The sequence below is a fragment of the Enterobacter sp. BIDMC92 genome (genome assembly GCF_001030225.1).
GTDB classification, from domain to species: domain Bacteria; phylum Pseudomonadota; class Gammaproteobacteria; order Enterobacterales; family Enterobacteriaceae; genus Enterobacter; species Enterobacter sichuanensis.
In genome coordinates, this window is the sequence record NZ_KQ087598.1 from 63,414 (window position 1) to 75,906 (window position 12,493).

General features: G+C 58.6%; 7 protein-coding genes and 1 tRNA gene. 2 read left to right on the forward strand and 6 right to left on the reverse strand.

Annotated elements, in window-relative coordinates; translation table 11 throughout:
• Positions 1-137: 137 nt before the first annotated feature.
• Positions 138-232: transfer RNA gene (locus SP99_RS00340), tRNA-Sec, on the reverse strand.
• A 327-nt stretch (positions 233-559) separates the two neighbouring features.
• On the opposite strand from SP99_RS00340, the gene yicI reads away from it, so the two are divergent.
• Positions 560-2,878, forward strand: a complete 2,319-nt coding sequence (yicI, locus tag SP99_RS00345) for an alpha-xylosidase (RefSeq protein ID WP_047957434.1) — start codon at positions 560-562, stop codon at positions 2,876-2,878.
• Positions 2,879-2,963: 85 nt separating this feature from the next.
• Here the strand turns inward: yicI and SP99_RS00350 are convergent, their stop codons facing one another.
• Positions 2,964-4,652 (reverse strand): AsmA family protein, encoded by a 1,689-nt coding sequence (locus SP99_RS00350; RefSeq protein ID WP_047957435.1) that lies wholly within the window; start codon positions 4,650-4,652, stop codon positions 2,964-2,966.
• A 119-nt stretch (positions 4,653-4,771) separates the two neighbouring features.
• Positions 4,772-6,163, reverse strand: a complete 1,392-nt coding sequence (gene xanP, locus SP99_RS00355; RefSeq protein ID WP_008502668.1) for a xanthine/proton symporter XanP — start codon at positions 6,161-6,163, stop codon at positions 4,772-4,774.
• 224 nt (positions 6,164-6,387) lie between these two features.
• On the opposite strand from xanP, the gene gltS reads away from it, so the two are divergent.
• A complete protein-coding gene (gene gltS / locus SP99_RS00360; protein WP_025757025.1) occupies positions 6,388-7,590 on the forward strand; it encodes a sodium/glutamate symporter in 1,203 nt (400 codons plus the stop codon).
• 2 nt (positions 7,591-7,592) lie between these two features.
• On the opposite strand, the gene recG is transcribed toward gltS, so the two are convergent.
• Genes recG through spoT form a run of 3 tightly spaced genes read right to left on the reverse strand, consistent with a single transcriptional unit; the run spans position 7,593 to position 12,486 of the window.
• A complete protein-coding gene (gene recG, locus SP99_RS00365) occupies positions 7,593-9,674 on the reverse strand; it encodes an ATP-dependent DNA helicase RecG (RefSeq protein ID WP_047957436.1) in 2,082 nt (693 codons plus the stop codon).
• A 3-nt stretch (positions 9,675-9,677) separates the two neighbouring features.
• On the reverse strand, positions 9,678-10,367 hold the full coding sequence (gene trmH, locus SP99_RS24850; RefSeq protein ID WP_047957437.1) for a tRNA (guanosine(18)-2'-O)-methyltransferase TrmH: 690 nt from the start codon (positions 10,365-10,367) through the stop codon (positions 9,678-9,680).
• A 4-nt stretch (positions 10,368-10,371) separates the two neighbouring features.
• A complete protein-coding gene (gene spoT / locus SP99_RS00375; RefSeq protein ID WP_025757028.1) occupies positions 10,372-12,486 on the reverse strand; it encodes a bifunctional GTP diphosphokinase/guanosine-3',5'-bis pyrophosphate 3'-pyrophosphohydrolase in 2,115 nt (704 codons plus the stop codon).
• Positions 12,487-12,493: the final 7 nt, after the last annotated feature.

Here is a 12,493-nt window from a genome sequence, read left to right on the forward strand (position 1 = left end):
CACTTCAATTTTTTAAATAAGTCAGACGATAACACTTCATATTTTAATAAATAAGTGATTATGTTCACATAAGATGGCTGAAATGAAAGAATTTATTTACAAGTGAAGTTATTTATTACTGAGGCGGATGACAATTTTGGCGGAAGATCACAGGAGTCGAACCTGCCCGGGAACGCTGGCGTCCCCAACTGGATTTGAAGTCCAGCCACCTCACCGGAGATGACGATCTTCCGCGCCTGCATTGCTACATGGAGGCGGGGCGCATTATAGCTACTTTCAGGCATTTACCACATACCCCGACACACTTTTTTCACCTCTCTTTTGACCTGAATACCCCCATTTCAGTTAATTCTTAAGAAAATCCTCATGTTAGCCCTGGGTGTCCCCAACATTTACCCCGATCACAAAAAACAAGAAACGTAATTTGCTAACCAGAAAACGCAATACTCCCCCCTGAAACAATGGTTTAAAACCTCTGTAACCGGTCTCAGTGCCCGTGTCGCCACACGGCTGGCGCCTGACGGCCAGCAAAGGATTACAGAACCAGGAGGACGAAAGTATGAAAATCAGTGATGGAAACTGGCTTATTCAACCGGGGCTGAACGTGACATATCCGGTGCAGGTGTTCGACGTGGAGCGGCAGGGCAATGATCTGGTGGTCTACGTCGCGCCGCGCGACGTGCGGGAACGCGCCTGGCAGCTTGATACGTTGATGTTCACCGTCCGGCTTTTCGCACCGCAGGAAGGGATTGTCGGGGTGCGCATCGAGCACTTCCAGGGGAGGCAGGATAAAGGCCCACACTACCCGCTCAACGTGCTGAACGAAGTGAAGGTTGAGATTGAAAACAATGCCGAGTTTGCTGAGCTGAAGAGCGGCAACATCAGCGTGCGCGTCACCAAAGGCGAGTTCTGGGCGCTGGATTTCCTGCGCAACGGTCAGCGTATTACCGGCAGTCAGCTGAAAAACAACGGCTACGTGCAGGACACCCATACCGACCGCAATTACGTGTTTGAACGGCTGGATCTGGGCGTGGGGGAAACGGTCTACGGTCTCGGTGAGCGCTTTACCGCCCTGGTGCGCAACGGTCAGCGAGTCGATACCTGGAACTGCGACGGTGGCACCAGCACCGAGCAGTCCTACAAAAATATCCCTTTCTACCTGACCAATCGCGGCTACGGTGTGCTGGTCAACCATCCGGAAAACGTCTCCTTCGAAATTGGCTCGGAGAAAGTCTCCAAAGTACAGTTCAGCGTTGAAGGGGAATATCTGGAGTACTTCGTGATCGATGGCCCGACGCCGAAAGAGGTGCTGAACCGCTATACCCGCTTCACCGGGCGTCCGGCGCTGCCGCCGGCGTGGTCGTTCGGCCTGTGGCTGACCACCTCGTTTACCACCAACTACGACGAAGCCACGGTAAATAGCTTTATCGACGGCATGGCCGAGCGCGACCTGCCCCTGCACGTCTTCCACTTCGACTGCTTCTGGATGAAGGCCTTCCAGTGGTGCGACTTCGAATGGGACCCGGTGACCTTCCCGGACCCGCAAGGGATGATTCGCCGCCTGAAGGAGAAAGGGCTGAAGGTCTGCGTGTGGATCAACCCCTATATCGGCCAGAAGTCACCGGTCTTCCAGGAGCTGAGAGAGAAGGGCTACCTGCTCAAGCGCCCGGATGGCAGCGTGTGGCAATGGGACAAATGGCAGCCAGGACTGGCGATTTATGACTTTACCAACCCGGACGCGTGCCGGTGGTATGCCGACAAGCTGAAAGGCCTGGTGGATATCGGCGTCGACTGCTTCAAGACCGACTTTGGCGAGCGTATCCCGACGGACGTGCAGTGGTTTGACGGATCCGATCCGCAGAGAATGCACAACCACTACGCTTTCATCTATAACGAGTTGGTGTGGAACGTGCTGAAAGAGACGGTGGGCGAGGAAGAGGCGGTACTGTTTGCCCGTTCCGCGTCCGTCGGCGCGCAGCAGTTCCCGGTGCACTGGGGCGGCGACTGCTATGCCAACTACGAATCGATGGCCGAAAGCCTGCGCGGCGGGCTGTCGATCGGTCTCTCCGGTTTCGGATTCTGGAGCCACGATATCGGCGGGTTCGAAAACACCGCTCCGGCGCACGTCTACAAGCGCTGGTGCGCGTTTGGGCTGTTCTCCAGCCACAGCCGCCTGCACGGCAGCAAATCCTATCGCGTGCCGTGGGCGTACGATGACGAGTCCTGCGACGTGGTACGCCACTTCACCGAGGTGAAATGCCAGCTTATGCCGTATCTGTATCGTCAGGCGGCGCTAGCCCGCGAGTTCGGCACGCCGATGCTGCGGGCGATGATGCTGGAGTTCCCGGACGATCCGGCGTGTGATTACCTCGATCGTCAGTACATGCTGGGGGATGCGATGATGGTCGCGCCCGTCTTCTCTGAAGCGGGTGACGTGCAGTTCTACCTGCCGCAAGGACGGTGGACGCATTTGTGGCATAACGATGAAATCGAGGGCAGCCGCTGGCATAAACAGCAGCATGGCTTCATGAGCCTGCCGGTTTACGTGCGCGACAATACCCTGCTGGCGCTGGGCAACAATAAGCAGAAGCCGGACTATGCGTGGAATGAGGGGACAGCTTTCCAGCTGTTTAACCTGGGCGATGGCATCACGGCAGTGAGCGAGGTACCTGCGACGGACGGTTCAGTGGCGTTTACGCTGAAGGCATCACGTCAGGGCGACACCGTGACCTTTACCGGTGCGGGTGAGGCGCGAAACTGGTCGGTCTGCTTGCGCAACGTGCCGGAGGTGAGCGGCGTGAAAGGCGGTTCACCGGCGGGAAGCGAGTGGGGCGTGGTGGTGAAAGCTCAGGGGGATGAGGTGGTGGTTTACTTCTGAGCCGTAAAAATGCCCGGTGGCGCTTCGCTTACCGGGCCTACGGGATCGAGTAGGCCGGGTAAGGCATAGCCGCCACCCGGCTTGTTTATTGCACCGGTGTTGAAACTACACCACCCGTCATTGTCTGCTGCACCTGCTGTTTATCCATATTCACCGCGCTCAGCTTGCCATTCACTGTCGGCTTTAAGGGCGCACTGGCCTGCACGCTGCCGCTGGCGGTGAGCTGAACATTGCCGTCTCCCGCAATCGGCAGCGCCGGCCAGCCCCACTGCTGCAGAATGTTGAGCGGCACGCCGCGCCCGTTCAGGCTCACGGTCGTCTGTCGCTGGGGAAGTTGTGAAACCGTCGCGGTCGCCTCAAGTATCCCTTTCTCGGTAAACGCGCTCAGGTCGGTAATATTCACCGTGGCGGCGTTGGCATTCAGCGCCAGCGACGGACGACGCACGTCCACGCGATTAAAGGTGGCCGCCGCGCCGTTGAGGGTTGCGCTGCCGCCCCAGACGCCCCACTGGCGATCTTTTACCAGCTGCAGGTTTGCGCCATAGCCATCCAGAGAGGTGATTTGCCACGGGAAGGCAGGATCGATGTCGATTACCAGGTTGCGGCTCAGGCCGAATTTTTGCAGCGTGACGCTGTTCAGCCATTCCGGCAGTGGCGCCATCCACAGCGTTTTCCAGTTCTGCGGCAGAGTGTACTCCAGCCCGGCGATGGCGACGTCGTTCAGCACCAGCGCTTTACCGTCGCGCAGCCAGTTACCGGAGGTACGCACCATGCCGCCTTCCCAGCGGGAGGTGAACTGGCGTAGCGCCACGCCCTGCGGGGAGAATTCCGCATTCAGGATCGGGTCGAAGAGATGCAGAGAGCCGTAAATGAACTCGCTGGCGTTCATGGACAGGCGGCCTTCCTGGCTCTGCCAGTCGCCTTTGCTCAGCGTCAGGTTGCGCAGGCTTAAATCCAGGTCCGTTACCGCCCAATCCGGGCCCTGCAGCCGGGCGTCAGTAACGTCCAGACGACCAATCTGCAGAGAAGGGATCGTCGTCAGCGGGGCGAAGAACGCCATCAGCGTTTTATCGCTCTGCAGACGGATCTCGTTCAGACGCAGGGTGTCGATAATCCAGCTGCCGTCGGCGTTGCGCAGGGCGGAGCCGGTGAGTGAGCCGCGTGCCATATCGGCACCAATGGTGCTCAGCACCACCTCTTTGCCGTTAAGCTGGCCCTCGATCAACACGTTGGTGGCCGGCACGCCGTTCAGGGTCAGCGAGCCGGCGCTCATCTGGATCTGCGCGCTTTTACCCAGCACGTTGCCCGCTTCCGGCTGCCACGGGCTGACGCCCCCCGTCACCTTCTGCGCGCTCAGGTCCCATTCGGTATTGGGGCTGTTAAACGCCATATTGTTCAGCTGCAGACGGTCCGCCTGCAAGGGCAACGGCGCGGTTTGCGGGGAGAGATTCAGCGTACCGTCGAACAGGGTGATGGTGTCCATATGCAACGGATCGGTGAGTTGGCGACTGCTCAGGCCAATATCGACTTTTTTGGCAACCAGGGTGGCGGGTTTACCGTCCCGACCGAAGGTAACGTTTTCCAGAATGATGTGGGAAGGCGACGAAAAGCGGTGGTTCATTTTGTCGAAACTGAGTTCGTAGTCGGTATTCACCGTCACCCAGCTGCTGACCTGAGTCGCGCCCCAGCGGGTCTGGAGCAGAATATAGAGCGCCAGCAGCACAATGAGCAGGGCTACCAGAAGATAGACGAGCAGCTTTCCAATAAATTTCATGGTCTTCCATCCCGCAAAACGCACATAGAGGAGTTATGCACGATTTATGCGCAATCCTCAAGGCGGGAATGGTGTAAAGAGATGTCACGGCAGGCATTGACAGCCTGCCGTGAGGACGATCAGTTTTTCTCTGGCGGGAAAACGAGGTTCAGCACGATAGCGGTGATACCGCCCGCAGCAATGCCGGAAGAGAGCAGGTTTTTCACCCAGTCCGGGGCAAACTGCAGGATCAGCGGCTGCTGAGAAACGCCCAGACCGACGGCCAGCGACAGGGCGATAATCATGATCGCGCGACGGTTCAGTGGCTCACGGGAGACGATGCGCACGCCGGAAGCCGCGATAGTCCCGAACATCACCAGCGTCGCGCCACCCAGCACCGGCTCAGGGATGTGCTGCACAAAGCCACTGACTGCCGGGAACAGGCCGAGAACGATCAGCATCAGCGCCACCACGAAGCCGACGTAGCGGCTGGCCACGCCGGTCAGCTGGATCACGCCATTGTTCTGGCCGAAGCAGGAGTTCGGGAAAGTGTTGAACACCGCGGAGACAAACGAGTTCAGGCCGTTCGCCAGCACGCCGCCCTTCAGACGTTTCATATACAGCGGGCCGGAAACCGGCTGTTCGGAGACGTCGGAGGTGGCGGTGATATCGCCGATGGTCTCCAGAGAGGTGATCATAAAGACCAGCATCAGTGGCAGGAGCAGACCCCAGTCGATGCCCAGGCCGTAGTAGAGCGGTGTCGGGACGGTGATCAGCGCGCTGTTGGCTGGCGCGGTGTTCTCCGGCAGCATGCCCAGCGCCCACGCCAGCAGATAGCCCGCCGCCATGGCGATCACCAGCGAGGCGACGCGCAGGTAAGGGTTACGCTGACGGTTAAGCAGAATAATGATGGCCAGTACGACGCCCGCCAGCAGCAGGTTTTTCGGTGCGCCAAAGGTGTGGTCGCTCATTGCGGCATAACCGCCGCCGATGGAGGTGAGGCCCACCTGAATCAGTGACAGGCCGATAATCATTACCACCACGCCGGAAACCAGCGGCGTGATGACGCGACGCGCCAGATGCAGCACGCGGGAGATCACCATCTCCGTGCAGCTTGCCAGCATCAGGGTGCCAAACAGCGCCGCCATCATGGTCGGGACATCCGCACCGCCGGTTTTCAGGGCTGTACCGCCCATGATCAGCGGCGCCACAAAGTTAAAGCTGGTGCCCTGAATCGACAGTAATCCCGACCCCACCGGACCCCACGCTTTAATCTGAATAATCGAGGCCACGCCGGAGGCGAAGAGAGACATGCTGATGATGTGCTGCGTATCCTGCGCCGGTAAGCCGAGCGCCTGACAAATCAGCAGCGCCGGGGTGATCACCGCAACAAACATCGCCAGAAGATGCTGGCAGGCAGCGAAAAGCGTCTGCGGCAGCGGCGGGCGGTCTTCAAGGCGGTAAATCAGTTCGCTATTTTGCTTCTGCGCAATCGGTTGCGCATCAGGCGACTCTATGGTGTTAACGGACATCGGCGGCAATCCCACGGTGGAAAAGCGGGCATTTTATCTGACCACCTGGTAAAAGCAAACGATTGCCAGCAAAAAAGACAAGAAAATCTGCCGCTGTGAGCAGGTTTTCTACATCCGAGAAGGAAAAAAAATTACACTTTTTGCGCCGGGTGCTCATGAAGAGCGCAAACCGGCCCAGGATAACGCCGCGTGTGTATGGAACACGCGCAAAACAGGAGCCTTCTATGATTCATCTCGATACGTTGTCGACCCTTGTTGCCGCAACGCTGGTCTTGCTGCTTGGTCGTAAGCTGGTACATAGCGTTTCCCTTCTGAAAAAATACACCATCCCTGAACCTGTCGCCGGCGGCCTGCTGGTGGCGCTGGCCCTGCTGGTGCTGAAAAAAAGCATGGGCTGGGAAATCGATTTTGATATGTCCCTGAAAGATCCGCTGATGCTGGCCTTTTTTGCCACCATCGGCCTCAATGCCAACCTGGCGAGCCTGCGGGCGGGCGGCAAAGTGCTCGGCGTATTTTTGATTGTGGTGGTCGGGCTGCTGCTGATGCAAAACGCCATCGGTATCGGGATGGCGACGCTGCTGGGGCTGGATCCGCTGATGGGGCTGCTGGCAGGGTCAATTACGCTGTCTGGCGGCCACGGCACCGGGGCGGCATGGAGTAAATTGTTTATCGAGCGCTATGGCTTTGAAAACGCAACGGAAGTGGCGATGGCCTGTGCCACCTTTGGCCTGGTGCTGGGGGGCCTGATTGGCGGTCCGGTGGCACGTTATCTGGTGAAGCACTCCACCACGCCGGACGGCAGACCGGACGATGAGCTGGTCCCGACCGCCTTTGAGAAGCCGGACGTCGGGCGCAGCATTACCTCACTGGTGTTGATTGAAACCATCGCGATGATTGCCATCTGCCTGACCGTGGGCAAAGTGGTTGCGCAAGGGCTGGCGGGCTCCGCGTTTGAGCTGCCGACGTTTGTCTGCGTGCTGTTTATCGGGGTGATCCTCAGCAACGGTCTGGCGCTGATGGGCTTCTACCGCGTGTTTGAACGGGCGGTCTCGGTGCTCGGCAACGTCTGTCTGTCGCTGTTCCTGGCGATGGCGCTGATGAGCCTCAAGCTGTGGGAACTGGCCTCGCTGGCGCTGCCGATGGTGGCGATTCTGGCGGTGCAGGCCCTGTTTATGGCGCTCTATGCCATGTTCGTCACCTGGCGCATGATGGGTAAAAACTACGATGCGGCGGTGCTGGCGGCGGGTCACTGCGGGTTTGGGCTGGGGGCAACTCCAACGGCAATCGCCAACATGCAGGCGATCACCGAGCGATTCGGGCCATCGCACATGGCGTTTCTGGTGGTCCCGATGGTCGGGGCATTCTTTATTGATATCGTCAACGCGCTGGTGATTAAGCTGTACCTGATGCTGCCGATGTTTGCCTGACATCAGGCATTGGAGTAGCGTTCGGTTTCCGGCATCCAGCGTTCAATTAACGCTGCCGCCTGTTCGGGGTAGCGTTCGTGAATATGGCGGGCGAGGCGCTGGACTTCCGGGATCATGGCCTGATCGCGCAGCAGGTCCGCGACTTTGAATTCCGCGTTCCCCGTCTGGCGGGTGCCCAGCAGTTCACCCGGGCCGCGGATTTCCAGGTCTTTTTGCGCAATCACAAAACCATCGTTGCTGTCGCGCAACACCTGCAACCGCATCTGGGCGGTTTTCGAGAGCGGGGCTTTGTAGAGCAGGACGCAGTGGGACGCCACCGCGCCGCGGCCAACGCGCCCGCGGAGCTGGTGGAGCTGGGCAAGGCCCAGACGCTCAGGGTTTTCGATAATCATCAGGCTGGAGTTTGGCACGTCCACGCCCACTTCAATGACCGTAGTTGCAACCAGTAAATGCAGTTCCCCTTGCTTAAATGACTGCATCACCGCCTGTTTTTCAGCAGGCTTCATTCGCCCGTGAACCAGACCCACGTTCAGTTCCGGCAGCGCCAGCTTTAACTCTTCCCACGTGGCTTCCGCAGCCTGCGCTTCCAGCAGTTCAGACTCTTCAATCAGCGTACACACCCAGTAGGCCTGACGTCCTTCATGCGTACAGGCATTGCGCACGCGGTCAATGATATCGCTGCGACGCGTATCAGGAATGGCGACCGTCGTCACCGGCGTACGACCCGGCGGCAGTTCGTCGATGGTGGAGGTATCCAGATCGGCGTAAGCCGTCATCGCCAGGGTGCGCGGAATCGGCGTGGCGGTCATGATCAGCTGATGCGGGTGGAAACCCTGCTGCAGCCCTTTTTCCCACAGGGCCAGACGCTGATGCACGCCAAAGCGGTGCTGTTCATCGATAATCACCAGTGCAAGGCCGTTAAACTGCACCTGCTCCTGGAAGATGGCGTGGGTGCCAACAATCATGTGTACCTGACCGCTGGCAATCGCCTCCTGTTGCGCAAGGCGTGCTTTGCCTTTTTGCTTCCCGGCAAGCCAGCCCACTTCAATGCCCAGCGGCGCAAACCAGGCGCGGAAATTGTTCGCGTGCTGTTCGGCCAGCAGTTCGGTCGGTGCCATCAGCGCCACCTGTTTGCCATGGGCAATCGCGCGCAGGGCGGCCAGAGCGGCAACCAGCGTTTTACCGGATCCCACATCACCCTGCACCAGGCGCATCATCGGTACGTCGAGCGCCATATCGCGTTCAATCTCGGCGGTGACGCGCGCCTGTGCGCCGGTGGGTTTAAACGGCAGCGAGGCCAGCAGCTTATCCTTGAGCTCATCACGCGGGCTTAACGGCTGAGCATGGAAACGCTGCGCGCCGGCGCGAAGCGCCAGCATGCTCAGGTTATGGGCCAGTAATTCCTCAAGGATAAGACGCTGTTGGGCAGGGTGTTTGCCGCTTTCTAAATCGCTGAGCTGTAGCGTTGGCGGCGGACGGTGCAGGGTACGCAGCGCCTCGGGCAGACTCATCATCCCCTGCGCCAGCTCGGGTGGCAGCAGCTCGGTAATGGCGCAGGTATCCAGCAGCTCCAGCGCCTGATCGGTCAGCTTACGCAGCGTCGCCTGCTTGATGCCTTCGGTCGTCGGGTAAACCGGGGTGAGCGTCTCCTGCATCTCCGGCGTGCTGAGATCGCCCTGAACGCGGTACTCCGGGTGGATCATCTCTGCGCCGTATTTCCCGCGTTTGGCTTCGCCATAGGCCAGCACCCTGCGGCCCGTTGCCAGGCTGTTCTTCATTGCCGCGCTGAAGTTGAAAAATCGCATGGTGAGAATGCCGGTGCCGTCGCTTATCTGGCAGGTCATCATCCGGCGTCCGCCGAACGTGATGTTGCAGTTCAGGATTTCGCCTTCAACGGTGGCATAAATGGCGGGTAGCAGATCGCCAATTTTGTACAGCTGGGTGCGGTCTTCATAACGCAGGGGAAGGTGGAGCAGGAGATCCTGCACCGTGTGCAGGCCGATTTTAGCCAGCTTATTGCTTTGCGCCGCGCCCACGCCCGTCAGGCTGTTTAGCGGGATGGCATCCAGCAGGCGGCCTTTCATCGGTTACCCTGCGTACTGCATGGTGGCCCACCACCCGGCATCGGCTTCGATCTCGCCCTGCGCGTTGACGTGGGGGTAAGGCAATTTTTTCTGCTTCGCAACGCGAGCCAGCACCGGATAACCACCTTCAAACAGCAGGCGCTGCTGTTCATCTTCCGGCAGCATACTGTTGCTGCGCTCGTACATCCCGGCGTTCTGACGTTGGCGCTGCGCCTCATACAGTATGAGCGCGGAGGCCACGGAGACATTCAGGGACTGCACCATGCCGATCATCGGAATGATGATGTCCCGATCTGCCAGATCCAGCGCTTCCTGGGTGATCCCGGTTTTCTCCTGGCCCATCAGAATACAGGTCGGGCGGGTGTAGTCGATCTCGCGAAAATCCACGGCTTTAGCGGACAGGTTGGTGGCAAGGATCTGCATACCGCGCCCTTTCAGGTGCGAGACCGCATCGCCAATCGTCTGGTGAGACTTAACGGACACCCAGCTGTTGCTGCCTGCCGCCGCAGAAACCATGGTTCGCATCCGGTGGCCCGGCCAGACGGCGTGCACTTCATGCACGCCGACGGCATCTGCGGTACGGACGATAGCAGAGACGTTATGCGGTTTATGGACCTGCTCCATGCAGACCGTCAGGTCAGGCTGACGCCTGGCGAGCATTTCGCATATCCGCGCGTAACGTTGTGAATTCATGCCACTAGTTTCGGTTACGGGTGACTTTAATCACGTCCGGCATGACGCGGATCTTGCGCATAATATTCGCCAGATGCACGCGGTCGCGGGCGGTCAGACGAATAAAGGCGCTGTACACGCGGCCATCTTTTTCTTCCGTGTTCAGGCTTTGAATATTGGAAGAGGCCGTGTTGATCGCTGCCGTCAGGTTCGCCAGGGCACCCTGGTGGTTGAACATATCCACCTTAATTTCGGTGATAAATTCCTGCGCGGTCTCTTTATCCCACTCGACCGCCATAAACTTCTCGGCTTCTTTTTGATAGCCGCGGATGTTACGACAGGATTCATGGTGGATAACCAGCCCTTTACCGGGGCTGACGTGCGCAATAATCGGGTCGCCAGGGATGGGACGACAACATTTTGCGAAGGTGATAAGCACGCCGTCCGCGCCTTTAATCGGCAGGTGTCCGTGGCTTTGGGTCGTTGCAGGCACGGCTGTCGTGTCGCCTTGCTGCAGGTTCTTCGCCACCACCACGCTCATGGCGTTGCCGAGGCCGATTTCTGCCAGCAGATCGTCAAGGGAGGCGAGCTTCATGCGCTCCAGCTCACGCTGGATGTTCTCCTGCGGGATTTCGGCCAGCTTGCGGCTGCCGCCCAACGCGTGGTTGAGAAGACGACGCCCGAGGCTCACGGAATCATCACGCTTGAGGTTTTTCAGCAGCTGGCGAATTTTGGCGCGCGCTTTGGAGCTCACGACAAAGTTCAGCCAGGCCGCGTTCGGACGTGCACCCGGCGCGGTAATGATTTCCACCGTCTGGCCGCTGGCGAGCGGCTGAGACAGCGGATAAGGTTGTCTGTCGACGCGCGCGCCCACGCAGGCGTGACCGATATCGGTGTGCACGGCATACGCGAAGTCGACCGGCGTCGCGCCCGCAGGCAGTTCGACAATGCGACCTTCTGGGGTGAAAACGTAAATCTCATCCGGGAAGAGGTCGGATTTCACGCTCTCGATAAATTCAAACGAGCTGCCCGCACTCTGCTGCAGCTCCAGCAGACTCTGCATCCAGCGCTGGGCGCGGATTTGTGCGGTCGTGCTGCTCTCGCCACCGTGCTCTTTATAGGCCCAGTGTGCGGCAACACCCATCTCCGCCATCTGGTCCATGTCTTCGGTGCGAATTTGCACTTCAACCGGCACGCCGTGTGGCCCGATCATCGAGGTGTGCAAAGATTGATAGCCGTTCGCTTTTGGAATGGCGATGTAATCTTTCATACGACCCGGACGCGGTTTATACAGGCTGTGCATCTGCCCCAGCACGCGATAGCAGGTGTCGGCGTCGTGGACGATCACGCGGAACGCGTAGATATCCATGATCGAGTGAAAACGCTGCTCTTTGAGCACCATTTTGCAGTAGATGGAGTAAAGATGTTTTTCACGACCGCTGACCCGGCACGGGATCCCCGCTTCCTGTAAACGCCCGTCAATTTCAGAGAGGATCTTCTGAATCATCTCTTTACGGTTACCGCGAGCGGCTTTTACTACCTCTTTAATCACGCGATAGCGGTTCGGGTACAACGCTTCAAAACCCAGCTCTTCCAGCTCGGTTTTAATGTGATGAATACCTAAACGGTGCGCCAGCGGGCTGTAGATTTCGAGGGTTTCACGGGCAATGCGGCGACGTTTGTCCGGGCGAAGTGAGCCCAGCGTGCGCATGTTGTGGGTACGGTCAGCGAGTTTGATGAGAATGACGCGGATATCCTGCACCATCGCCATAATCATCTTGCGGAAGTTTTCGGCTTGCGCCTCTTTCTTGTCGCGGAAATTCAGCTTATCAAGCTTAGAGACCCCTTCCACCAGTTCGGCAACGCTTTTGCCAAACAGCTGCTCCATGTCCTGGTAAGTGGCTGGGGTATCTTCAATCACGTCGTGCAGCAGCGCGGCCATGAGCGTTTCGTAGTCGAGTTTCATCTCGGCCAGAATACAGGCCACCGCTACCGGGTGCGTGATGTAGGGTTCACCGCTTGAACGTGTCTGGCCCTCGTGAGCGTCACGTGCAACGAGATACGCCTGCTGAAGACGCTTAATCTGGTCTTCAGGCAGGTAGGTTTGAATCAGTTGATTCAGGCTTTCAAACAGATACAAGGGCGAC

Coding starts and splice junctions, on each gene's coding strand:
- yicI (WP_047957434.1), top strand. CDS start 560: ATGAAAATCAGTGATGGAAACTGGCTTATTCAACCGGGGCTGAACGTG.
- SP99_RS00350 (WP_047957435.1), bottom strand. CDS start 4,652: ATGAAATTTATTGGAAAGCTGCTCGTCTATCTTCTGGTAGCCCTGCTC.
- xanP (WP_008502668.1), bottom strand. CDS start 6,163: ATGTCCGTTAACACCATAGAGTCGCCTGATGCGCAACCGATTGCGCAG.
- gltS (WP_025757025.1), top strand. CDS start 6,388: ATGATTCATCTCGATACGTTGTCGACCCTTGTTGCCGCAACGCTGGTC.
- recG (WP_047957436.1), bottom strand. CDS start 9,674: ATGAAAGGCCGCCTGCTGGATGCCATCCCGCTAAACAGCCTGACGGGC.
- trmH (WP_047957437.1), bottom strand. CDS start 10,367: ATGAATTCACAACGTTACGCGCGGATATGCGAAATGCTCGCCAGGCGT.